The organism is Gottfriedia acidiceleris (genome assembly GCF_050457485.1).
GTDB lineage: Bacteria > Bacillota > Bacilli > Bacillales > Bacillaceae_G > Gottfriedia > Gottfriedia acidiceleris_D.
This window is the reverse complement of sequence record NZ_JBCMJM010000007.1, coordinates 98,998-125,979: the sequence shown is the minus strand read 5'-3', so window position 1 is coordinate 125,979 and position 26,982 is coordinate 98,998. Positions and strand designations below refer to the sequence as shown.

Here is a 26,982-nt window from a genome sequence, read left to right as displayed (position 1 = left end):
TAATTTTTTTGTTCTCTTAAAAATATTTGTTTGGAGGTTTTATAAATGATAACTGCAAAAGCACGAGCTGTTGATGGTCCTGACAAAGCCTTTCGAGTTGCTGAAATTAAACGACGTGATCTTGATTTAAAAGATGTTCTGATTGAAATTAAATATGCAGGAATTTGCCATTCTGACATACATACTGCACATGGAGAATGGGGACATGTGCACTACCCACTTGTACCGGGCCATGAGATTGCCGGAGTAATTACAGATGTAGGAGCAGATGTCACGAAATATAAAGTTGGTGACAGAGTTGGAGTCGGATGTATGGTAGACTCATGCGGCGATTGTGAGAATTGTCGTAAAGGCGAAGAACAGTACTGTCTCAAAGGAAATATCCCTACTTATGCTGGTGTTGATAAATATGGCGAGCCAACTCAGGGAGGCTACTCAACCCACATCGTTGTAACGGAGGATTTTGTAGTTAAAATACCTGATAACATTGAACTTGATGTTGCAGCGCCACTACTTTGTGCAGGTATAACTACATATTCTCCATTAAACCATTGGGGAGCAGGACCAGGTAAAAAAGTAGCTGTTATTGGTTTAGGCGGTCTTGGTCATATGGCAGTCAAAATTGCAAATGCAATGGGTGCAGAAGTTACCGTTCTGTCACAAACATTGAACAAAAAAGACGATGGCCTACAATTTGGCGCAAGCGACTACTATGCTACAAACGATACAGAAACATTTGATAAACTTGATGGAACTTTCGACCTAATTATTAACACTGTAAGTGCAAAGATTAATTTGGATGCCTATTTAAGATTACTCACTCTTGATGGCACGCTAGTAAATGTCGGTGCTCCAGCAGAGCCGTTGTCACTAAGTGTTTTTTCACTTATAGGTCATCGTCGCTCATTTGCAGGTTCAATGATTGGAGGAATTCGTGAGACTCAGGAGATGTTAGATTTCTGTGGGGAACATAATATTGTACCTACTATTGAAGTTATTTCTGCCGATCAAATTGACGAAGCATACAAGCGAGTTTTAGCTTCAGATGTGAAATATCGATTCGTTATCGACACTAGCACTATGTGAGTTGTGCAATTTAATTTTTTCTTTAGATGTCCCAAAAGCATTCCTTTTGTGGCATCTTTTTAATATGTAATGCCCCGTAACGATCTGGACCTATATTGTCTATTAATAAAGCCTTTAATAAAGCCTAACTGTTCAAGTTGTTAAAAATAAAGTTATAGGAGGAAATAATAATGATAAAACATTAAGAAGTTAAGAATGGTGTCATATTCCCAGTTGGCGAAAAAAATGAAGCATTCGCACAATTTTTTGTAGGACAAAGCTATCTTAAAACCTTAATTGCCGATCCTAAAGTGAATGTTGGTGTTGGGAACGTGACATTTGAACCTGGTTGTAGAAATAATTGGCATATCCATCATGATGAATTTCAAATTTTATTAGTATCCGGCGGAGAAGGTTGGTACCAAGAAGAAGGTAAATCTGCTCAATTCTTAAAGGCTGGTGATGTGATTGTTACCCACGATGGTGTGAAACACTGGCATGGTGCTGCGAAGGATAGTTGGTTTGAACACATTGCAATAACTGCAGGGACACCAGAGTGGTTGGAACCTGTTTCAGACGAAGAATATGAAAATTTAACTAAATAAATTTTAAAAATACTACTATAAAAAAAAAGATTTTAGAAAAGTGGAAAAATACCACCTTTTCTAAAATCTAAATGGACATGGGAGAACCCATGTCCATTTTAATTATTATTAAATTTAAAGCATTATATTATTGGCGAACTGTTACCGTTTTAGGTAGTGTTGTTACTTTAAAACCGTCCTTTGTAACAGCATCAGCTGTGACATAGTACGTTCCATTTGGAAGCTCCGCTTTAGGTGTCCAGTTTTGTCTTATTTGATGTGCATTTTTCACTTCGATCGTATCAACAATATTTCCAGCTGCATCTTTGATTTTAATATTCCAATCTACTCTCGAATAAGCAAAGGCTGTGATTCTTGCCGGATTGTTTTGGTTTACGTTAGTAGATGGACTTACATTGATTGTCTGTACGACCATAGTTGGTTTAATATAGCTTGGATCTCCCCAAACCTTGTACGATTGATTACCAGCAAAATCGACAGCTAACACAACAATACTTTTTGGTTCAGCATTTACAAGGAATGATTTTTGTTCAACACCTAATGAATATTGTACTCCATTCACCCATACGATGGCAGAATGAAAATCACTTGCATTATCTTCGGCATTGAAGGAAATTTCATATTTGCCATTTTTTGGTGTTGAAATAATATCTGAAACTGTAGGTGAGACCGAATCCACAGTAATTGGCATTTTAACGATTTGTGGTCTAGCGCCTGGATAGCTTAATGTCGTTTTAACTACATATTGGTACACACCGTCCTGTACATACTGTCCGGATTCATCCTTCATATCCCATTGATAGCCTCTGTATGACATGCTATTTGCCATGACACTCTTTCTGAATTTCCATCCAGGATTTTCACTATAGTCACCTAAATATTTAATTAAATTTCCAGATGCATCTTCAATATACATATCGGCTTTTTGTAAATTACGTAAAACAGTAAACGTAGAATAGATACCAGATAAAAAGTAATTTGGAGAATAAGCAATACGGTTCGTATGGTATTTACCTGTTAATGGGTCATATCCTAATGGATAGTTTTCTGAGTTATCATCCCAAAGAGCTGTATATCCTAGGAATCGATCTTTCTCCCATGCTGGAGCATCTAAATTACGTAGCTCATCCCATTTTCCATAGAAGCCCATGTAAGGGACAGATAAAGGTACTGCTTTATCTTGAGATTTTTCTACAGGTACTAGACGGACAAATCCTTCTACAAAAATATTTTTCTTCAAATCTTCTGGTAATGATATATTTACTGTCAGCATTTTGTTTTGACCTGGTTTAATCTTTAACGAAGCTCCATCTGCATTCGTTACTTTTTGATCATTTACATACACTTCTGCACCGTTAATATGCTCACTAGAAAGTGTTAAATATTCTTTTGGATCTAGTGTACCATCTGCATCTATATCAAATTCCTTTGTTGTTGTTTTATCTTTTAGTACATCTACATAAACTTTGTATTCAATATCTTCACTATTATTTTTACCCTTAGGAGTTTCAAATGCTTCTACGTTTAATTTAAAGCTTGTTGTTTGACCGATTTCCTTTAACGCAACTGCTCCTGCTTGTTCTAATGGCGTATCTCTTCTTGATACAACAACTGGTGTATTGATCGCATTTTGAATTTGCATTAATCCCGACCCTTGAATTCTTGGTGAGTAAGGAGCTTCTCCATTAGTTCGTGGATCCATGACAACCTTCGCTGTATTCATTAATGCAAGCTTTGCTTTTAAAGCAGTCTCTTTTGAATGTGATAAACCTTTTTCGTAAAGAGCCTGTAATAATAATGCTGAACCACCAGCAACATGAGGAGTTGCCATAGACGTACCGCTTAAAACTTGATAATCATTTCCAGGAACCGTTGAATAAATCATTCCACCTGGTGCTGATAGCTCTGGTTTAAAGTCTAGTGTAGTAGGAGAACCTACTGATGAGAAATAAGACATTGTATTTTTAGCAGGGTTATCGACATAAGCCCCGTTTGATAAGTGCATAGAAACCCTTTGTCCACTTGACAGTTTTTGGATTAATTCTTCACCAATTGCTTTACTTGTTGTCGCAGAAAGTGTTGTTGCACTTAATTTTATATAAGCATAATCTGGTGTATTAGTTGGTGGAATAAAAATGATTCCCTTTGCTCCGTTACGTGCTGCTTCAGTTTGAATTGAACTATGAGTACTATATGTGTTTAATAGTTTCACTACTGCGATATAGTTCGTTTTACCGACAGGAAAGTCTGTCTTATATTTACCTTCGTTTACATAAACTAAATCATAATCAGTATTTGGTGATAATGCCTTAGAAAGCTTAAAATTAGCCCCTACTTGCGTTTGATCTTGGAACGGTAAAGTAAAACCTGTTGCATCAGCTAATGTATTTAAATGCATGTTTGTATTTTCGTAAGATGCCACTGAAATGGCATATGGGCTAACCCCCGGTTCGCCAACTGCTCCAATATCAGGATTTTCTGCATAAGGTAATAAAGAAGAAAATGTAACAGCGTTCTTTGTACTGTAAGCAGCGTTACCAGCCGCCGCTACTACAAGTGTACCTTGCTCAGTTGCTTCTCGTATCACTTTCTGAGTTGGATCATCCGCTTCACCTACATAGCCTGCATCTGTTCCTAAACTCAAGTTGATTACATCAGCACCCATTGAAATTGCATGTTCAATACCAGCGATAATATCATCTTCTTGGGCACCACCACCCTTGTCGGAGAATACCTTCTCTGCTAATAATTGTACACCCGGTGCAATTCCTTGGACTCCATTATTTGCTTCGTCTCCATTTGCTCCAACTGTCCCAGCTACGTGAGTTCCGTGTGGACTACCAGTGCTTGCAGGAATAGGGTTATTATCATTGTCCGCCCAATCATATCCAGATGGAACCTTATCAGAATACCAAATGTCATTTACCTCTGTTCCATCCAATTGAGTTTGGATGCCAAATTGCGTCAGCTTAGCTTTTCCTTTTGCATATTCCGGTAGATTAAAATCTTTATGTGTATAATCAAGTCCTGTATCAACAACAGCTACAAGTAATCCTTCTCCTTTATAGCCATATTGATTCCATACTTTTTGTGCTTGTACTAATTCTTTACTTGTTCCCATCGTTGGCTGGAATGTTCTTGCAACGTGTACATTCGTAACGCCCGGAATCGATTTGATTTCATCTAAATTTTGATACTCGGTTTCTACGCTAAATCCGTTAAATCCTTTAAAAAAGCGATGCTTAACTTTAATATCAGCATTCTCGTTTGAATTTTTTGATTTATTGATATGATAAATTACCTTGTCTTGCTTTTGCTTAAATAATTCTTTTTTATTTTTTTCAGTTATTTCAGTATCAGTTGGTTCCTCGATCTCTACAATTAAACGAACAACATCAGTTGGTTTATGCTGAGTAACTGAACTTTCGTAATTGACATTTTTATATGGAGATCCCTCTACTTCATTCTCTACCTTATCTCTATTAAAAAGTGTTTGTACTTGTTCAACGATCTCTTCCACTGATTGAGTATTTAGTGAAATGTCATTTGCATCTGCCAAAGCTGTTAGTGACGAAAACATTAATGAAGTTACAGCAGCTGTTGTCATTACTCTAAAAGCCGTCAATTTTCCTCTTTTCATGAAAACCTCTCCTTACATTCCTTTAAATAAAAACAGAAATATGAATAAATCTTTAACCACTAAGATGAAGAGATTTGTAGTAATCTATATTCGTATTTAGAGATAACATCCCATTATCTAGTTGTAGAATACTAACTTCATAACATAGTGAGAAAATATTAATATTTCAAAAAAAATAGTACATTAGATATATATGAATGTAAATTGGGGGAATTTAATAGATTAAATTAAGGAATGGTTAAGAAAATTGTATAATTTTAACATTTTGTGGTGTTTTTTATCAAAAAAACGAGGAATTTGACGTTTTTTTACACTTTATAAACATAGAGTTTTATTATAGCGAAAAAATTAATAGAAAAATCTCACTCTAAATTCAGCCTAATGACCTTTTTTATAAGTGTGAGCAAAAACAACAACTACTGGAAAAGACTCATTTTAAATAAATATAACTAGATTCCACTTAAATTTTAGTTGCAAATTATTTACCTTATTATATTGAGATAAATTTAAATAACAAAAAATGATACATTAATATTTGATTTAAAGTAAATTGGGGAAATTTCAATACACCTCATTAAAAACACATTAAAAACATTGTCATATTATTAAATTCAAGACTATTTTCATCAAAAAAACATGGGCTATATAAGAATTTTTTAATCTTTGATAAAAATTCTGAAGTGGCAAAACACCATCTTCTTAGCATATTTGATTCCCCCCTACCCTGTCATTTCTAGAATATAAGTTATATTCAATGTCTTGGAATTCCCACTACCTAATAATCCCCATTTAATCTAAATATTGAGTTTACTAGACTTTAATATTCAGTTGATAAGATTGGTTTAGCAACTAATAAGGAGGCATTATAAATGAATGTGCCTGCAATATTTATTGCTATGGACGGAACATTACTAAAAGCTTCAAACATTATATCCGTCGAAATAAAGAAGCCATTTATATGCTTCATTAATCAGGGTGTCAAGTTCTTTCTAGCCACTGATCGACATTATGAAGTAACCGCTCCCTATCATAAAGAACTTGGATTAGAAACTTCAGTGATTTGTTTAAACGGTTCCACTTTTCATGATGGAGAAACTGGAAAAATTACTCAAATGAAAACAGTCGGACTGAACGAAGAACTACTCCACCATCATACAGCTGAAAATCCTTGTAATGTTATTATTCATACAGCAAATGGGATTTATTGTAAGGAAACAAATGAAGAAATTGATTACTGGAGAAAAGTTGGGCAAATTCCACCAAAGTATATTGGAGATTTAAGACAGGCATATTATCAAGAAGTTCTTAAATATAGTGTTCGAATAGCAGCTACAAGTTCTGAATTATCTGCTTTGTTTAAAAATGAAGCAGAAGTCATCATTTGGGATGACGGTTTTGAAATGGTTGCTCCTAATGTTTCAAAATGGTCTGCAATTAAAAACTTACTTCATACACTTCGAATTAGTCCTAGTGAAGTCGTAGCGATCGGTGACGGACCGAATGATATTGAGATGATCCGTATGGTGTGGCTATGAGGAACGCTAACAAAGAAGTTAAAGATGTAGCTGATTTTGTTACCAGGCATCACGAAAATGATGGTTTAGCTGATTTTATAGAACGCTGTCTTCTTAAATCTAATAATCCATTTGCAATTTAGATTCTGGAAAATAGAATTTTAAAAAAAAGAAAAAACTCAAACTCTATTTATTAGGTTTTGAGTTTTTTGTATATGATATTTTGATTTGAAATAAAAAATACAGACTAAAAAGATATCTTCAGTCTGTACATAGCTAATTTATTTCATTCGTTTTTTATATACCTTCATCGAAATTACATAAAACAATATCCCAATTCCAACTAACCAGAACACTGCTGTTAAAATCGCACTATAGTCCGGTTGCCCAGCTAAAAGGGAACGCACACTTTCGGCAATTGGTGTCATTGGCTGATTTTCGGCAAAAGCTCGAAGCTTGCTACCCATATTATTTGTTGGAACAAAGGCAGAACTTACAAACATTAAGCCCATAAGTAGATAAGAGAACACGCTCGCACCTTCATACGATTTTGACATTAGTCCGCATGCTACTGCAATCCAAGTGAAAGAAAAAACCGTGAGCAGGATCATACCAACTGCTAATAGCCATTCAACAAAATTAGCATGAGGACGGAATCCCATGATAAATGAAATGAGAATCACCGCCGCAACCGATAATAAATTTAATAGCAATGTTGAGATGACATGCCCTCCCAAAATTGATGATTTGGCAATTGGCATTGAATGGAATCGATCAAATATTCCTCTAGTCATGTCAGTATTCACTCGAACCGCTGTATAGGATATCCCCATGCCAATACACATAAGCAACACACCTGGAACGATAAAATTCACATAATCTACTTTATCCATCGTCATGGCACTACCGAAAATATAGACAAAAGCAAGCATAAGCATGATCGGCATAAGAATTGTTGTGATAATTGTATCAATACTTCTAAGTGAATGCTTGATTACCCGACTACTCATTGTAATAGTATCACTGAAAAAATGGTTTCCACTCATTATTTTTCTCCCTTCTTTCCGGTAACAGCCAGGAAAATTTCCTCAAGGTTCGGCTGTTTTTCCACGTATTCCACTTTTTTAGGTGGAAGGATCGCTTTTAATTCATCCAATGTTCCTTGAACAAGAATCTTTCCTTCATGTAAAATCGCAATTCTGTCAGCTAGTTGTTCGGCTTCTTCTAAATACTGGGTAGTGAGAAAAACGGTAATACCAGCTTTCTCCATATCACGAATCACTTCCCACAAAGCTAACCGAGCTTCCGGGTCAAGTCCAACAGAAGGCTCATCAAGAAAAACAAGTTCAGGTGACCCGAGTACTGTCATTGCTAAATCCAAGCGTCGTTTCATACCGCCTGAATAAGTAGCAAGAGCTCGATCACCAGCTTCGATTAAATCAAAGCGGCGTAAACTTTCCTCCACAGCTTCTTTCCGATTAGGCAAGTGGCGAAGTTTTGCTACTAGTTCGAGATTTTCGCGCCCTGTCAAAATATCGTCTACTGCAACGTTTTGTCCGGTTAGACTGATTTTCTCACGTACTTGTTGTGGGTTCGTTTGAAGGTTGACATTACAAACTTCAATTTCCCCTTTATCTGATTGCAGTAAAGTAGTTAAAATTTTAATAATAGTTGTTTTACCAGCACCATTTGACCCCAGTAAAGCGAAGACACTTCCTTTCTTTACTTCAAATTCCACGCCTTTTAATACTGGGACATTTTTGTATGATTTTTCAAGCCCTTTCACTGAAATTGCTGTATTGCTCATAATTGTTTCCCTCCCATATATATGGTTGAAGGCGCGTGTTCATAGAAAAGTAGCGCCCGCAACTAGGTTTATCTATATTGACTGACTATTAAACAGTTATCCTACTTATTTGTTCAAAATCTAACTGAATAGCTCGTTTTCCAAAAAGCTATTCAATTAGGGTGTTCAATACTTATTTTTTCTTACCCACACGATCTAAAATGCTTTTATTCAAATTATCTCGTAACTTATCATCCCATCTTTTCGCTTGGTCGGTAAGTCCATTAGCGAATGATGTCAAGTCTTCACCTGTCACTTCCAATACGTCTTTGCCATCTGCCGCACCTTCTTCAAACAAATCAATGAGATCGTACTGGATTCTCAGCATATCCATGCCGCTTCCAGAGGCGAAACTCCACATATAGTTGCAGATTTTTTTATAAGCCTCTGGGTAGTCGCCTGGCAAAGCCTCCACACGCGCCATCATTTCTCTGTATTCTTTTTTATCATCAAGTATCTTTTTAATGAAATTTATCATGATATATAACCCCCTAGTTTATTTTTTATTCGTCCATATTTTTACTTGCTGTTCAACTCTACTCTCAATTTCTTTTTTCAACTCTACTTGACCTCCTATTATACTCGCCGATTCTCCATCGAGTTTTGAGGCAGCCATCAATTCGTCGGCAAATGCCGCCACGTCCTCACCAGTAACATCTAGCACATGCATGCCTTCTGCTGAACTAGCTTCAAACAGTTCATACAAATTGATAATTTCTTCACCAAATCCATATCCGAAATTCCACATGTACTTTTGAATCTTTTTAAACACAAAGGCGTAATCTTTCGGTAGGGAATTTACTTTTTTCATAAATGCTTTATATTCCTTCTTGCTTTCTAAATCACCAATAATTAACTCTATAAATTTCTTCATATTATTTCTCCCCCTTTAAGCTATTAATTTTTGTTGATACAAAATTCCACTTTTTCCAAAATTGTTGTAATTCTTCATGTCCAGCTTCGTTTAAAGAATAAAACTTACGAGGTGGACCCATTTCAGAGCGTTTTTTCTCAATATTTACTAACTCTTTCTTTTCCAGCCTTACCAAAATGGTGTAGACAGTACCTTCGACAACCTCTGTAAATCCAAGATCATTAAGACGGCGAGTAATCTCATAGCCGTAAATATCACCTCGACTAATGATTTCCAACACACAACCTTCCAAAGAACCTTTAAGCATTTCAGTTAAATTTTCCATAACATACACCTCCTTTTTTTGGGTTAAATTAGTTAAGGTCTAATAGTAATTGGTAAACTGTAACGTTAAGTAGCTTAGGTCAATCATATTGAACCACCTCTTAAGCTAATTAGTACTACAGATATTCAGTATCACTTAGTACTAGGTAAAAAAAATAGCCGACTATAGATCAATTTTTATATGAACTCATTCTGCTATTTAGCACCACTGATATTCTGTGTTACTTAGTATTAGTATATTGTATTACTAAGTAGTAGAAAATGTGCATCCTTTTTAAAATATATTTTTTATTATTATTACTATTTAGTGTTACTAATATTCAGTACCACTTAGTACCAAGCGAAAAAAAAAGACGCTTTTGGATCAAGACTTTCATATCATAATTTTTAAATGAACAATTTTCTATTGTCTAGCACGACTGATATACTGTGTATTACTTAGTATTAGTATATTGTATTACTAAGTAGTAGATAATGTGCATCCTTTTATAAAAAATTTTTTTATACGTAATCAACTATTTAGTGTTACTAATATTCAGTATCACTTAGTACAGGTATATTGTATCACTAAGTAGTGATATTGTAAAGTAGTTAATCTGATAATACATCAGACTCACTCATGCCATTGAAAAAAGATGTTGTCAATTAAATAAGTATTATCTTGTTGATTTCCACTACAGGATGCTCGCTTTCCACGGGGCATGAGCTGAGCCTCCGCCGTTCCTGCGGGGTCTCACCCTCCCTGTATCTCCCATATGAGTCGAGCACCTTTTCGTTTCAATCAACTTATTTATCTAATAAGTATTCCCTTTAAAAATTTATACAAATGAATTCAAGCTTATGAGCTATAGCTTAGCAATAGTCGGATTTTCTTATTAAAATAAACTTCAATAAAAGTTTTCTGCCCCAATTTTATTCATTGTTGTTCGCTTATTTCTATTCACTAATAATTCTATGCAATTTTTGTACACCAACTAATTAATGATTTCAAGAAGGCCAGGTGTTTTTTCTAAAATAAAAAAGTGGATAAATGATCATCCACTTTTTTATTTATCATCATTTACTTTTAACTCTTCTTTTAATTTCGTTATATAGTCTTCTATCAATTTTGAATATCTTTTCTTACTAGACATAAACCATACATATTGCATTTGTAGATCTTCGTAACCTTCGATATCTAAAACCTTAACCTCTTCCTTAATGATGTAATTTTCAGATAAGAATGGTACAAATGAGACACCTAAGTTATCACCAACAGCCTTATAAATTGCATCAGCATTTGTCGATGTAAATAATTCCTTCGTTTCACCAAACTTTTTATAGAAATTATTTTTAAACCATTGCATATATACACCGTTATAAACAACTAGAGTTTCTTTAACGATTTCTTGTGGCGTAACGAATGATTTTTTTGCCAGAGGAGACTTTCTACTTACTAATAACTTCATTTTAGCTGTAAATAAATTTTGATAAATTAGATTTTCATTACTTTCTAGTAGATGTTTAATAAATGGTGCAATTCCTATATCACTACGGCCCTCTAGTACATCTTCAATAATTTCTTGTCCTGGTTTAAGAAAGACATCGATTGTGATATTAGGATATTCTTCCTTTATAGCCGAAATTGGATTTAAAAGTTCTGAAATAAAGCCTGGAACAGTAGATACTTTTAAATTGCCGCTCATATTATCATTAGTTAATTGTACTTTATGGACTAGTTCTTGATATTTTAAAACGATTTCTTTCGCTAAAGGAATAATTCGTTCTCCATCAATTGTTGGAATCGCATTATTTCCTCCTCTTGATCGTTCGAATAATTTTATCCCTAATTTCTTTTCGATACTTACAATCGATTGGCTAATAGCAGACTGACTCACAAATAGATTTTGTGAAGCAATCGAGAAGGAACCGGTTTTTGCAACTTCAACTAGATACTCTAATTTTTGTATATTCATGCTGTAAATATTCGTACTGTTGATACTCATTTTCTTCTCCTTCATATTACATTATTAATATTTTAACATAATTTGAAATGAATATATCTAGTTAATGTTATGGTATTATATGTTAGAAAAAACCTGTTCTCAAATGTAGAGAACAGGCTTACTTTTATTGTACTCCTAATTGACTCTTAACTGATTCTAAAGTACTTCCTTTATACTGTTTAACTGGTTTTGGAGGAGCTGGAATCCAAGGGTTTTGCATTAAGTAATTCTTTTCAACAAATGCCAAGTCTTTCGCATCTACCGTACCGTCGAAATTAATATCTGCACTTCGTTTATTTGTACCCCAATATGTTTGGATTGCTAATGCGTCCTTCACATCGATTACATCGTCTTTGTTTACATCTCCAGCAGTTGCATATGGAGTACTTTCTACACCTACTCTATATTGTACACCATATAATTGATCATCTAGATCATAATGAGCATTAATTTTCGAATAATACGTTGTAAAATGACCTGGAATATCTTGGATTAACGTATAATCATCTTTTGATGGATCCATTCCTGTAATATCAAACGATCCATTTTTTGCGACGATATTTGTTTTTACTACTTTTCCATTACTATCAATTACCGTTAAAGTTGGCGAACTCTTTGAGTAATCTTTTGTAGAATCCAAAGTACCGGAAGCATTTTTAAATCCTTCTGCATGTATATATCCTATAAATTCTGTTTGATCAATTTTTAAAATCCTAATTGGTGTCACGCTTGTAAAAGGACTTGAAGTTACATTATCTACATTTGTAAATGTTGAAGTAACTGGGCTAAATGAATCATATTGGCTAAATGAAATAGCATCTCTTGGCAGAAGCTGTTTAGGAACTTGAAGTGTTAAATCTACCATTGGTATATCACCATCTACGCCAGTAGTTCCATTAAAATTAACAGTAACATCAGATGAGATCGTGCTTCCTGATGTAGTTTGTTTAACATCTAGTGATCCTCCAAGTTTTTGTGCTTCAGGATTCAATGAAATGTTTGTAATTTTTGTACCTGTAGCATCTGAGAACTTATAGTTTGCCTTCATTAGCTTACTCACATTATTTGCTGTTAACGTCATTGTAAATGTGTCCCCTGGCTTTGCCAATACCTTATTGTATGTTGTCGGAGCATTTATCTGACCATATACATAAGGCGTATGCTCATTTACGAAAAAATATTGACTTTGGAGATTACCATTTGTCGCTTCATCCATTCCTTCGAATTTTACAGGTAATACTTGTAAATTCGGTGACAATGCAATTTCATCAGATGTATTACCGTCTTTATCAATTGTTAAATTATTAGTTGGCAGGTAACTATTATAATAAGCTAAAAATTGATTTTGTGTCTGATCAGCAGTGATTCCAGCAGCTTGTTTTACCGCAACATTATCATCTGTAATATGCCCTGTTACACCAACTGTAGTTTGTCCATCTTTATATTCAACGATTTGTTTTCCTGGTACTTCACCTTCTACATGAACATCCCATTTTGGTTTTGTACCATCCACAAATAAATCTTGACTGATCGTATATTGTTTTCCGTCATCATCTGTACCAACTAATTTTAATACATATTGCCCCGCTTTTGGTACTACAGCTTGGTCATCTCTCATACCAATTGGATTATTCGGATCATTTGTAAATGGGCGGTAATATCCCCAATATACGAAACCAAGTGGAATATCAACACCTTCATCAAATGCTACTCCATCAAACGAATTAGCAATACCAAGATCTTTACCAGTTTTTGCATCCGAAATAACGACATCAATTGTTTTCATATGTGAACTTAAGCTAAAGTTAGCAGCATCTGTTCGATTCCATTTTTGACTGCTTTGAATTAGTGATTCAGGCACTGATTTTTTATAAAGTTTAAAGTAATTGAACCCTTGCTCAACGTAGTGTACACCAAATGGAACTCGGTAAGTTTCTGATGGATTGTCTTTGTTTGTATACACTACATAGCCTTCGTAAATCCCTTTTTCTGCTGTTTTTGGAATATTTAAAGTAATATTTGTTTTCTTTTGGCTAATCCCTTTTAGGGTAACGGTTGAATCAGTTTGAACAGTTACACCATTTGCTTGTGCATCTTTTGAACCGCGCAGATTTGATTGGAAATTGACTTTTACATCAAATGTTTTCGATTTTTCTCCTCTGTTCATTAACGTAACTGAACGTGAATCTGAATAATCTGAACCATCAAACGCTACATTTCCAAAGCTCAATGCACCTGTATCTTCATTAATTTGTTTTTCTTTTCCATTAATAATAGTTGACGTTTTTTCTTTGACTTTAATTTCGATCGTTGAATGAATTGCGTTATAAGGATCAATTCGTCCAGCACCTTGCTCAAATACACTATATGGCTTACTTAATGAATCAGCAGTATTCATTAAAATTGCCTTGATATCTTCTGGTTGTAAATCAGGTTGTGCTGATTTTAATAAAGCTGCAACACCAGTTGTAAATGGTGTAGCCATTGAAGTACCAGACATTCTTTGATACGCATTTTTATAATCAGTCGGATCATTTGGGCTATTAATAAAGCCTGGGACAGTTGATAATACACTCACACCCGGTGCCGTAATTTCTGGCTTAATATCATATGTTGCACGTGCAGGACCGCGAGAGCTAAAGTCTGCTAATGTATCTCCCTGAGTTTTCGCTTCACCTATGTCAGTAAATGTAAAGTTAACAGATCCTGATTGTAGCTTTTTCTTCAATGCAAGTCCATCTGCGTTAGATAACGAGAACGTTGGGATAAAATTCACACCATCTCCTAAGAAAGTTGGAATTTGCCCTTCAGTTGTATTGTCATTATACATAAGAACTGCTGCAGCGCCTTGTGATTTAGCGACCGAGATTTTAGAATCTAATGTATAAGTTCCACGACTCATTAGAACAATTTTACCTTTTACATCCTTACCAGTATATGCTTCACCTAGATTTACATCTACAACCGAGTTCGTAACACCTTTTAATTTTGAAATATCATCCCCAGCGCCTTTTGCCATCAAAAGTAATGATGCAGTTACATTGTCGATTGATCCTTTTCCACCAAGTGTCGTAATTGGAACACTGCTAGCACCTACTGTTAATGCTAGAGCTGCTGTACCAGGTGATCCTACTGTATACATCTTATTACCTGCATTTCCAGCTGCTACAACTGCTGTTACTCCATTTAAAACTGCATTGTTTATTGCGATACTAGTAGGATACATTGGGTCATTATAATTAGCACCTAAAGAAAGACTCATAATGTCCATTCCGTCTGCTACTGCTCGATCGATTCCAGCTAGAATGCCATCCGTCGTTCCACTGCCCCCAGGTCCAAGTACACGATATACATAAAGGTCAGCATCTGGAGCGATTCCAGTAGTTGCAAATTCACTAGTATTTTTTCCTTGTCCTACAATCGTTCCGGATACATGTGTTCCGTGTTCAGTTTCATAATTTGCTGCTCCAGAGCTTCCTCCTGGCTTCCCAGCTTTTACCCAATCATCATATGTCGTTTCCATCGGATCATTATCATTACTAATGAAATCATATCCGCCTTTAAAAGCACCTTTTATGTCCGGATGATTGTAGTCTACCCCTGTATCCAGTACAGCGACCTTTACCCCTTTACCTGTATAACCTTCTTGATGTAATTTATCGATTTGTAGGTATGATCGCTCGTCTGCCATTCCTTGGCCTTGTGTTTTAGTTGAATCTTCTGCTTTTTCTACTGGAAGATCTTCCTTTACAGTTTCATTGCTATAAATCGCTTTAACTGCTTTTGAATTTAGAAGAGATTTAACTTTATTTGCAGGAATCTTTAATGCGACTCCATTGAAAGCATTTTTATATTTTCTACTTATTTTATATGTCGTGTCATCATCGCTTGATAACTTTTGCAAGTCTTTGTCAAACGTTGCATGATCAGCATCTTCTAAACTTTTAGCCTCACTATCTGATAAGCTATTACCTTTTAAGGCTGCTTCAAGCACCGCTACTTTATGTGGCTTTTGGTTGAATTGTACAATTACAGAAACATCTTCTGAACTATCTATATTAACATCTGGATTTAAGAATAATCCCGATTGATCATTCTTCGAAAGCTGTGTTAATGCCTCTCTTTGAGCAGGTGTTAAATTAGCTAAAATCGACTCTGCATTCGTATCGTATGTTGCAGCCTTCACCTTTGACGATGAATTAAAATATGAAGCATGAAAACTACTAGAAATTAAACCTACACCCAACGTAATAGCTGTAGCATTTTTTACAATTTTTTTGTTTGTAAACTTCTTCCCCATTTTCCAGTCCTCCTGCATATTTTTTGATCTGTACTGATAGAAATTGTTATAACCTATTATTAATTTTTCTTTAATTAGATTCGAACAGATTACCTATCAAATTTCGACTAAATTCTTTCCCCTTCCCTATTTATTGACTTAATTATACGTAATCTGAATATTCTGGTAAAATTAAAAAAAATTCAAGATTAATAAGAGAATCTAATTTTTCCTAAATTCATAAAGTATACTAAATCACTTTCAGATCCTAACTTTTATGTGTCTTTGTTAAGAAAAACCCAAGATTCATCAGCAAATTATAATTTAATAGGAATAAAAGAAAGCCATAGACTGGTGAGCCTTTTAGACTAAGCCAGAGGTGCATCTACTCATTCCCTTAAATTGGCAACAACTTCATATAATCTACTAGACTGCTGATTTACACTCCCTTAATTTAAAGAAAACTAGCTGATTGGCGAGCCTCTAAACGAAGACAGAGACGTAGTTGCACTTATACTTAATTCCTAAAATTGGAAACTACGCCTCTATTTTCTTCTACGCTGTCAATTTATACATTCTTAATGTAAAAAAAAGAGAAGCCGAAAATTTCAGCTTCCCTTCTCTTTAATTACAAACACTAATATTAAATCTTTATTTTAATCCTAACTGACTTAATACTGTATCTAGAGTTACACCTTTATAAGACGTTTTCGCTTTTGGTGCATCTTTTACAGTAGGATTTTGTAAACCATAGTTTTCAATAATATAATTCATGTCTTTTGCATCCACTACTTTATCAAAGTTAAAATCTGCAGAAGCTTTATTTGTACCCCAATACGTTTGTACTGCTAACGCATCTAAAATATCGATAACATTGTCTTTATTCGTATCTCCTGCTGCAGCGATTGGTAAGTTGTATCTAATTCGTTTTCCAACGATTTCACCACGAACATCAGAGTACAATTCAAATTTTTGGTTCATCGTAAAGTAACCTGGTACATCAACTTTTAGTGTATAAGGATTTTTATCAGCCTTAAGTCCATCGACTAGATAACTACCATATTTATCTGTAATTGGAGACTCAACAACTGTTTTTCCATCAAAAGAGGTAACCGTTACTTTTGCACCGATTTTACTTTGATCAATTGAATAATTTAATCCTTTAATTGGATCAACTGCTGCTTCTACTCGTAATGCTCCCTCTAACCTTGAATACGTTGTCTTTACTTTATAGCTTTCCATATAACTGTAAATATTTTTTGTCTCAACATTTGACTGATCAATTATTGAAGCACTAATGCCATACCAATAAGGAGCATCAGTCGTCCACTTGTTTGCAGTTTTCACGTCAAAGTTAAATAACGGTAAATCTTCTGGTAATGCTTTATCACCTAAATAATTAAATGTAAAAATATACTGCGATGGTGTACTTTCTACACTAACCTGTGCATCACCATACTTTTTAACTGCATCATTTACAACTACATTCTCAACAGAAGCGTAAGTATCCTTTCTCATTGTAATTTTAGTTGTTTTTAAATTTTTCATATTATTCGAGCGAACAGTAAAGTTTACACCATCACCTGTCGTAACAGTTTGTTTATTTGCTTTCAAATAAAAATAAGGTAAATTTTCATTCACAAATACAACTCTTAACATATTAGATGCATTACCATTAAAGTTTCTTGCTGCATCAAAACCATAAAACTGAACTGGTAATGGCTCAGCTTGTTTTCTCACTAAAATTTTATCAGTGTAATTTCCATTTTTATCTGTTTGGATTGGATTAGTTGGAAATCCGTTATTATAAAATGAAACAACTGAATTGTTTGATTGATCGACTGGAATGCCTAAGCGACTTGCTTCTTCTGTTTCTGGATCATGTAAGTTAATGTTAAAGTCATATAGGAATTGTCCATTCGAATCAAATTGACTATCTTTAACTTCAATTACTCTTTGATCCAACGAATCAAAACTTGAAGTCATTGTTGGTGCTCCTAGTTCATAAATGAAATCAGACGCTGCTGAGAATGTTTTCCCTTGCTCATTTGTACCAACTAGTCTCAATTTATAATGGCCCGTTTTTATAAATACTGGTTGACTACTAATAGGATTTTTCGAATCACCTGTAAATGGATAGTAAATTGTATTGAATGCAGGCGTATAATATTCTTGATTTTCATTTACTGCAATCGCATTAAATGTTCCTACTAATCCAAGATCTTCGCCTGTAGTTGGATCTTGTAGTACTAGATCTATCGTCTTCATATGTGATTTTAGTGTAAATGTAATATCCATAAATGGATATGCATTTGCTGGCCATGCTGTGTCTGTGCCATACATTGGATTTTCAATATTAAATTTATCAATACCTTCGTTTACAACACGTCCACCAAATGGAATTTGGTAAGTTTCAGTCGGATCTTGAGTATTTGTAAAAGTTATATATCCTTCATATGTTCCTTTTTCGGCAGTTTTAGGAATGTTTAAGTTAAACTTAATCGTTTTTTGATTAATTCCATTTAATTTAACTGAAGTTGGCCCTTCTAACGTTACGCCATTTGATGCAGCATCCTTTGAACCTCTTACTCCCGTTTGGAATTTAACATTTACATTAAATGTTTTTGCTTTCTCACTACGATTTTTTAATGTAACAGTTTTTGAGTCAGAAATATCTTCACCATTAAATCCATAAGATCCAAAGCTCATTGCACCTGTATTTTCTGTAATTAATTTTTGTTTTCCATTCACAATCATAGGTGTCTTATCATTTACTTCTAACTCAACGTTTGAATGAATTGCTTCATAAGCGTCTACACGTCCACTTCCTACTTCATATACACTATAATTTTTAGATAATGGATCAGCTGTATTCATTAAAATCGATTTTACATCTTCTGGTTGAAGATCTTTATTTGATTGAAGTAATAACGCTGATACACCTGCGACATATGGAGTAGCCATTGATGTACCTGATAAGCGTGCGTATGCATATTTATAATCTTCTGTATGTGTTCCATCTACCGTTTGATCATTTACGTAAAACGGAACTGTTGAAAGAATTGAAACACCTGGTGCTGTTACTTCCGGTTTAATATCGTAGTTAACACGGCTCGGCCCTCTCGAACTGAACGTAGCTAAATCATCAGAAGCTGTTTGAATTTTCTTGAAATCACCAAATGTGAAATCTGATTTACCATCTTTTAATGCTGCAGAAATCACTGAACCCTCTTCAAATGAAACTGAGAATGAAGGAATCGCATTCATTGATTCACCAAGGAATGTTTGAATTGCTCCCTCTGCCTTGTTTGTTTCATCGTTAGCCATGATAACACCCGCAGCACCTTGTGCTTTGGCATATGCAACTTTAGAGTCTAATGTATAAACTCCTCGGTTCATGAACACAAATTTTCCTTTTACATCTTTATTTTTATAGCCATTTGGATCTCCAAGTCCTACATCGACAAGTTGTACAGTTTTTCCATTTAATGAAGATAGGTCATCTTTATAGTTTTTCGTCAATTGTCTTATATTGTAACTTTTACCATTATTTACGCCCGTATATTGATAAATATCAATTGCAACTGAAGATGCTCCAACCGTTAATGCTAATGCAGCAGCTCCTGGCGATCCAAGGGTAAACATTTTATCGCCGCTATTACCTGCAGCTACAACGGTCGTCACTCCACTTAATACTGCATTGTTAACAGCAATAGAAGTTGCAAAAAGTGGATCATTAAGTGTTGCACCTAGTGACATGTTAATGACATCCATACCATCTTGTACTGCTCGATCAATACCAGCAATGATTGCATCACTTGTCCCACCACCACCTGGGCCAAGTACTCGGTAAGCATAGAGGTCTGCTTCAGGGGCTGCACCGACTGTTGTATACTCACTATTTGATACACCGCGTCCACCAATAATACCAGCAACATGTGTTCCATGTTCAGTATAATAGTCCGCTCCATTTTGAGATCCCGGTTTTCCTGCCTTCACCCAATCCGCATATGTAGTTTCCATTGGGTCATTATCGTTATTAACAAAATCATATCCACCTTTGTAAGCATCCTTTAAATCTGGGTGGTTATAATCCATTCCGGTATCAAGAATTCCTACTTTAATCCCTTTACCGGTAAAACCCTCTGCATGTAAACGATCTAAGCCATCATATGGAGTATAATTTGCTACTTTAGCTTCATCAGTTTTTAGCTGGTCATTTTCTTCTGCTGGAGGGTCTATCGAAAATTTTTCGTTACTCCAAACTGTTTTAACAGCTTTTGATTTTAATAGATTTTTAATTTGATTTGCTGGCAGGCTCATTGAGACACCGTTAAAGGCATGCTTATATGAACGATTAATCTTATAATTTATTTTTTTATTTTCATCACCTGTTAATACTTTCTCTACATCATTTGAAAAAGATTCGTGATCCTGATCTACTAGCTTATTAGCATCGGTTTCAGATAAAGTTTTACCTTCTACACTTGCTTCAAGTTTAGCAATTTTTGCTGGTTTATTATTAAACTCTACTATGACACTAGTTTGATCTGAAGAGTTTAAGTCAGTGTCTTTAGAAATTTGAAGACCAGTCTCTTCGTTTGTTGAAAGCTGATTTAAGGCCGCTCTTTGTTCAGAAGTTAAATTTGCCAGAACATCATCTACATTCCTTGGACTAGCTGCTTTTGTGTTTTGAGTTACATGTCCAAGTGAACCTAATATAAAACTTGAAGTTAAAGCTAAAACAGTAAAACTTTTTAAAACTTTACTCTTATTCCTCATTTCTTCAATCTCCCCATATACTATGTTTATTTTGATAGAAATTGTTCGATTCCTCTCAAACTACATTGAAAACGAACGCATAATCTATCAATTTACGACTCTTTTCTTTCCCCTTCCCTATTTAATGATTTCATTATATGTAATCTGAATTTTCTGGTAAAATTAAAAATAATCTAACTTTAATAACGAAATCTTATTTTTGTGATATGTATTCTATAGAACTGTAATAACATTTTGAGAAGATCTTTTGTGTCTTAATTCTTTTATAAAAATAATTTCTAGATCAATACATACGTTTCTATGATAAAATGATCTGCACTTATCTTTAATCTACCTCCAATTTTCTTCTCAGCTGCCAGTTTACACTTTCTAATGCGCAAAAAAGAGAAGCCAGTATTAAAGCCTCTCCTAAAATTTTTATTATTAAATCCATACCAATTCCGCTTTTACTTGATTGGTTTCGATCGGAATATCACGTTGATTACCACTATCACTAAAGAACTGAATCAATTCGATTGCTTCTTTATATTGACCTAATTCCATATAGTATTTATATAATTTTTTCCCATATTGTTCATAATAAAAAACATTATTTGTTGAAGCAAACTGTGGAATAGCTACTTTTGCCAAATAGTCAAAATACTCACTTCGATTTTTTTTACAATTCAAAAGTAAGAGGTTAAATAATGTGAGATGAATCGGGCTATTATGTTTCTTAGCTAAAGCAATTCCTTTTTTTACTTCCTCTAAAAGATTTTCTATATTCAATAACTGTCCTTCCGAGCATGATTCAATATAATTGTAAAATCGTCGTAAGTAATAGAATGATGAATGATCTGTCATGACTAATGATTTCTTAAAATAATGTGCAGCTCGCTCGAAATCTTTTCGTTTAAAGAACTCTACCCCTAAATTATTTAAAAGAATACGTTTTTTTTCATTAGCGCCTAAATTTTCACAATTATGAATTAAATTCATATAACTTTCTATTAATTCCATAAAATCGATATCATTTTCACTTTCAAATTGCATTAACATTAAAGTTCGAGCATTTATTGCTTGCAAATAGTTATGTGTTTTAATGAAATAATCGTTTGCTTTTTGAGCATAAGTATAAGCTAGTACTTTCCCCCTTGCGTAATGATAGCCAAGAGCTAAGTGATAGTAATATTCTTCATTTTTGTATTCTTCTATATTAATTTGTTTTAAAATTTTAACTGCATCTCGAAAATCTTCACTTGTAGTAGTCCTATATGTACTAATACAATACATTCCTTTAATGTGTAGAAGAAGATTTTTTTCAAAATCAGAAATCCTCTGGAAATTTTTTTCCGCATATTCGATTATCGATTTAGTTTCAGGTAACATCTTCTTTTGAAGATAGTACCTTGCTGTTAATAAGTGATAATACACTGCATATTTAGAAGCTTTGATAAACGGTATATTTTCTAATTCTTTTTTTATCTCCTCAATTTGAATGGAATTTTGCATAATAATGGCAAGACTCCAATCTTTTAACTTCTGTTCAATATGATGTAATGCTTTCATTTCTTTGTTTAGATCAATCCCTAACCGTTCTGTTAATTTGGATAAAATATCAGGTGATATACTCACTTTTCCACCTTCGAATCTACTAATATATGTTTTACAGCAAATCTCTTTGCTTAGGTTTGATTGGCTGATTCCATTTTTTTCACGATAAAATTTGAAAATTTCTCCGACTAACATTTTAGCCTCCTTAATGAACAGACATTATTAGAAATAGTTCAGTTTAGTAAATTTTCGTTATGTCATTACATTTCTTTTAAGTTGCCATAAATTATTGTTTTTTCTTTCATTTGAGTAATGACGAAAATGTAGTATTCCAAAGGATAAGATTCGTTTTTTCGAATATTTTTTTAATTTTCTAACATCAATATTTATTGGTTTTATTATACAAGAACAATCTTTTCTAATAAAATTAATTAGTTTAAAATTATAATAAGATAATCTTATATTAAGAAGGAATAGTTAGAGGACTTCTAAAATTCCGGATCATAAAAAAACATTTTTCCAAATCTGGAAAAATGCCTTTCTTAAAATTAATACTTAAGCAATGAATGACTAAAATACACTAAAAATTCTAATCCCAATCCTTGGACTGTAACTTTTTCAAATACTTCAAGCGGAATCTTAAAGAATCAGAAGTTTATTTCTTACTTCAATTTTACCGTGTAAATAAAAATAGATCACAAAAATAAAAATGCAGGTAACATTCTTTCCTGCATTTTTATTTTTGATACATTATTTTTGTAAAACGGTAACTGTCTGTGGTTTTGTAGTTACTTTAAAGCCGTCTTTATTTATCACATCTGCTGATATTGTATACGTACCACTTGGAACAGTAGCTTCCGGAGCCCATTTTAAGTGAATTTCAACTTGATTATCAACATTAAAAGAATCAACAAGGTTGCCGTTTACATCCTTAACATTAATTTTCCAATTCACTTTGTTATTGCCATAACCGCTGATTAGAGCAGGAGTACTTGCATTAACATTTTTATTCGGGTATACACTGAAATAGCTAACAAGCATTCCTTCATTAATATAAGAAGGGTCTCCCCAAACCGTGTAACGATGGTTTAAAGCATAGTCCGAACCTAATACAACAACACTCTTAGGCTCTTCTTTTACAAGTACAGATGTTTGACCAGGTTGTAAAGGCTTATATTTACCGTTATACCATACAATCGCACCGTAATAGCCACTTCCTTTTTCATTATCTGTAGCTTTGAATGAAATTTCATATTGACCATTTATAGGCTTTACTTGAATATCGGATACAACAGGTGCAACTGAATCAACATGGAAAGGAAGTTTCACGATTTGTGGTTTCGCATCCTTATAATCTAATGTTGATTTAATGACATAGTTATAAGTGCCATCCTTAACAACTTTTCCGCTTTCGTCTGTTACATCCCATACATAACCACCATTCATATAGTCGCTGTAAGACATAATATTTTTACGGAACTTCCATGGCTTTCCAGTATATTCACTAAAGTCACCTAGGTATTTAATCATTTCTCCATTTTCATTCTCCACGTACATTTCAGTCTTTTCTAAATTACGTAATACAGTAAATGTTGGGAACACTGTATTTAACCCAGCATTAGGAGAAATAACAATTCGATCCTTATTAAATGTTGCTGTTTTTGGATCATATCCTAATGGGAATGTGTTTTCAGAAAATGGTTCGTCATTCCAAAGTGTTGTATATCCTAAGAACGCATCTTTTTCATATGCTGCAGGATCAATATTTTGTGGTTGATCCCATTCACCATAATAACCCATGTATGGAACCGTTAAAGGAACTGCTGACTCACTGTTTTTACCAGATGGAACTAAACGGACATACCCCTCAACAAATGTACCTTTCTTTAAGCTTGAAGGGAGTTGAATTTGAATATCGAGATTTTTTTCTTGTCCTGGTTTAATTTTTAATGTTTTTCCTGCTGTAGACGATACTGTTTCTCCATTCACAGACGCGATAGCACCTTGTACACGCTCGCTTTTTAACGTTAAATATTCTTTTGAATCCAATGTTCCATCATTATCTAGGTCAAATTCTTTTGTTTCTTTACCGTCCGTTAAAACGTCAACATATACTTGATATTCTAAATCTTTTATATTCAGATTTTGAAGCGCTTCTGCATTTAATTTGAAGTGTACATTATCAGATTTAATCTCTTTTAACGCAACTGCTCCTGCTTGCTCAAGCGAAGTTTTTTCTCTTGTCACAAGTACTGGTGTTTTAATCGCATTTTCAATTTGCATTAAGCCCGAACCTTGTACGCGTGGGGAATACGGTACTTCATTATTCGTAGAAGGATCAAGAACTAACTTTGCAGTATTCATTAATGCAATTTTTGCTTTTAAAGCTGTTTCTTCTGAATGAGTTAAACCTTTTTCATATAGTGATTGCAGTATTAATGCTGAACCTCCTGCAACATGAGGACTTGCCATAGATGTTCCGCTCATTACCTCATATTGATTTCCTGGAACAGTCGAATAAATTTTACCACCAGGTGCAGAAATCTCAGGCTTAAAGTCTAATGTATGTGGTGTACCATAAGATGAGAAATATGACATCGTATTCTTATTTGGATTATCAACATAGATTCCAGTTGACGGTTGCATTTTCACAATATGACCGCTCGTTAACTGAGAAATTAAAGTAGCCCCAACTGCTCTGCTAGTCGTTGCAGCAGGTGTAAAGTATGAGCTAAAATATACGAATGGATAGTCAACATCTTCATTCGCAGGTACAAGGATTACTGCCTTTGCATTCTTCTTTTTCGCTTCGGTTTGAATATAAGTATATGAACCATATTTTGCATTTGGTTTTGCAATGACAATTTTATTTGTCACATCTTTATCTTTAAAATCAGCTGTTTTACCTTCTCCTACATATACCATCTCGTAAGATTCAAGTGGCGATAATACACTAGAAAGTCTCATATCAAACTGTGTTTGGTCTTGGTATGGTAACTGTAAACCATCTTCAGATTTAAGAGATGCCATGTGTATACTCGTATTTTCATAGGAAGCAACAGATAATGCATATGGGCTTACTCCTGGTTCACCAACTGTTCCAATATCTGGATTTTCAGCATACGGTTTTACGGAAGACGGTATTAGTTTATTTTTTGTGCTATAAGCAGAGTTTCCTCCCGCTACAACTACAAGCGTACCTTGTTCGGTTGCTTCACGGATTGCCTTTTGAATTGGATCATCTTCTTCACTTACGAAACCTGCGTCAGTTCCTAAACTCATGTTAATGACATCTGCTCCCATTGTCACCGCGTGCTCGATACCAGCAATAATATCATCTTCATATGCTCCATTTGCATTATCAGAGAATACTTTTTCTGCCAACAACTGTACCCCTGGTGCAATACCTTTTACTCCGTCATTTGCTTCGTCACCATTCGCTCCTACTGTACCTGCAACATGCATACCGTGTGAATTCCCTGCACTGTGTGGAATGACATCTGTATCATGATCCGCCCAGTCATATCCTGTTGGTACCTTGTCGCTATACCATACTTCGCCCACACCAGTTTCCGCGAATTTTTTTTGAATACTTTCTTTCGAATACTTTTCCTTTGCTTTTCCTTTTTCCGTCAACGTCATATCTTTATGAGTATAGTCTATTCCTGTGTCGACTATAGCAACAAGTAATCCTTCTCCTTGATAGCCATAATCCTGCCATACTTTTTGAGCTTGTACTAATTCTTTGCTTGCCCCCATAGAAGGTTGAAATTTTCTTGCGATATGTACATTTGTTACACCTGGAGTCGATTGAATTTCCTCTAAGTTACGAAATTCAGTTTCTACACTAAAACCATTAAATCCTTCATAAAAACGCTGTTTAACTTTCACATCTGATTTCTTAGAAATGTGTTCAATCGCTTCATCTTGTTTTTGTTTAAAATGTGCTCTTTTACTTTGATTAGACTCTTCCGAAACTGTTGCCGGCTTCTCAACTTCAACGATTACACGTACTTTTTCATCTGGTTTATAAGGTTTTACTATTCCCTTCTCTTTTAAATCTTTATAGCCAAACTCATCTACCGCATCTTCAGCAGTTTGTTTTTGCTCATCAGCAAAAATTTGCTGACCTTGTTTTACAATTTCTTCAATACTTGGAGCTGGGATCTGATTCTCCTCTGTTCCCTCAGCAAATCCTGTTGATGTAAATAACATTGTAACCAAAGTTGTTGTTGCAAGAACTTTGTAAGGAAAACTTTTTTTCTTTTTCATTTTTACTCTCCTCTACAGTAAACTTTCATTTTCTTAATCTATTAAAATGAAATAGATTTAACTCAAAAGCACCAAAAAGATTGATTCTCATTCTTTGGCCAAATCTGGTACTATACTAATTTTAATTGCGTTGTTGCAAGAAACATATTGGGTTATTTATATGACCTTTAGACCTATGGATAAAAACTAAAAAACAAAAACTCAAGTAGAAAATAAGGGAATTTTGACTTATTTGGTCGAGAGGCTTCTAAAAAGAATGATTT

General features: G+C 34.3%; 13 protein-coding genes and 1 pseudogene. 3 read left to right on the top strand and 11 right to left on the bottom strand.

What is annotated here, in order from left to right; genetic code table 11:
- Positions 1 to 45 precede the first annotated feature (45 nt).
- Both ABEY15_RS07095 and ABEY15_RS07090 read left to right on the top strand, forming a co-directional pair.
- A complete protein-coding gene (locus tag ABEY15_RS07095; protein WP_429889403.1) occupies positions 46 to 1,086 on the top strand; it encodes an NAD(P)-dependent alcohol dehydrogenase in 1,041 nt (346 codons plus the stop codon).
- Positions 1,087 to 1,289: 203 nt separating this feature from the next.
- Positions 1,290 to 1,670 carry a cupin domain-containing protein gene (locus tag ABEY15_RS07090; protein ID WP_429889649.1) on the top strand — a complete coding sequence of 127 codons (381 nt, stop codon included), beginning with the start codon at positions 1,290 to 1,292 and terminating at the stop codon, positions 1,668 to 1,670.
- Between the two features lie 127 nt (positions 1,671 to 1,797).
- Here ABEY15_RS07090 and ABEY15_RS07085 read toward each other — a convergent pair whose 3' ends face one another.
- A complete protein-coding gene (locus ABEY15_RS07085; RefSeq protein WP_429889401.1) occupies positions 1,798 to 5,310 on the bottom strand; it encodes a S8 family serine peptidase in 3,513 nt (1,170 codons plus the stop codon).
- Between the two features lie 869 nt (positions 5,311 to 6,179).
- On the opposite strand from ABEY15_RS07085, the pseudogene ABEY15_RS07080 reads away from it, so the two are divergent.
- Positions 6,180 to 6,967, top strand: a pseudogene (locus tag ABEY15_RS07080) (HAD family hydrolase).
- A gap of 138 nt (positions 6,968 to 7,105) precedes the next feature.
- On the opposite strand, the gene ABEY15_RS07075 reads toward ABEY15_RS07080, so the two are convergent.
- From ABEY15_RS07075 to ABEY15_RS07030, 10 genes are all read right to left on the bottom strand, one after another.
- On the bottom strand, positions 7,106 to 7,870 hold the full coding sequence (locus ABEY15_RS07075) for an ABC transporter permease (protein WP_429889399.1): 765 nt from the start codon (positions 7,868 to 7,870) through the stop codon (positions 7,106 to 7,108).
- A complete protein-coding gene (locus ABEY15_RS07070; RefSeq protein ID WP_429889397.1) occupies positions 7,870 to 8,631 on the bottom strand; it encodes an ABC transporter ATP-binding protein in 762 nt (253 codons plus the stop codon). The genes ABEY15_RS07075 and ABEY15_RS07070 overlap by 1 nt, the downstream gene beginning before the upstream one ends.
- Before the next feature lie 172 nt (positions 8,632 to 8,803).
- Positions 8,804 to 9,148, bottom strand: a complete 345-nt coding sequence (locus ABEY15_RS07065) for a DUF1048 domain-containing protein (RefSeq protein WP_429889395.1) — start codon at positions 9,146 to 9,148, stop codon at positions 8,804 to 8,806.
- A gap of 18 nt (positions 9,149 to 9,166) precedes the next feature.
- Positions 9,167 to 9,544: a DUF1048 domain-containing protein gene (locus tag ABEY15_RS07060; protein WP_429889393.1), complete on the bottom strand. Its 378-nt coding sequence runs from the start codon at positions 9,542 to 9,544 to the stop codon at positions 9,167 to 9,169.
- A 1-nt stretch (position 9,545) separates the two neighbouring features.
- Positions 9,546 to 9,869 carry a PadR family transcriptional regulator gene (locus ABEY15_RS07055; protein WP_429889391.1) on the bottom strand — a complete coding sequence of 108 codons (324 nt, stop codon included), beginning with the start codon at positions 9,867 to 9,869 and terminating at the stop codon, positions 9,546 to 9,548.
- Between the two features lie 1,045 nt (positions 9,870 to 10,914).
- Entirely contained in the window at positions 10,915 to 11,853 is a 939-nt protein-coding gene (locus tag ABEY15_RS07050) for a LysR family transcriptional regulator (protein WP_429889390.1), read from the bottom strand.
- Positions 11,854 to 11,977: 124 nt separating this feature from the next.
- Positions 11,978 to 16,153, bottom strand: coding sequence for a S8 family serine peptidase (locus tag ABEY15_RS07045; protein ID WP_429889388.1), 4,176 nt, complete (start codon positions 16,151 to 16,153; stop codon positions 11,978 to 11,980).
- A 630-nt stretch (positions 16,154 to 16,783) separates the two neighbouring features.
- Positions 16,784 to 20,914, bottom strand: coding sequence for a S8 family serine peptidase (locus ABEY15_RS07040; RefSeq protein ID WP_429889386.1), 4,131 nt, complete (start codon positions 20,912 to 20,914; stop codon positions 16,784 to 16,786).
- Between the two features lie 423 nt (positions 20,915 to 21,337).
- Positions 21,338 to 22,642: a helix-turn-helix domain-containing protein gene (locus ABEY15_RS07035; protein WP_429889384.1), complete on the bottom strand. Its 1,305-nt coding sequence runs from the start codon at positions 22,640 to 22,642 to the stop codon at positions 21,338 to 21,340.
- Positions 22,643 to 23,197: 555 nt separating this feature from the next.
- On the bottom strand, positions 23,198 to 26,719 hold the full coding sequence (locus tag ABEY15_RS07030; RefSeq protein ID WP_429889382.1) for a S8 family serine peptidase: 3,522 nt from the start codon (positions 26,717 to 26,719) through the stop codon (positions 23,198 to 23,200).
- Positions 26,720 to 26,982 lie beyond the last annotated feature (263 nt).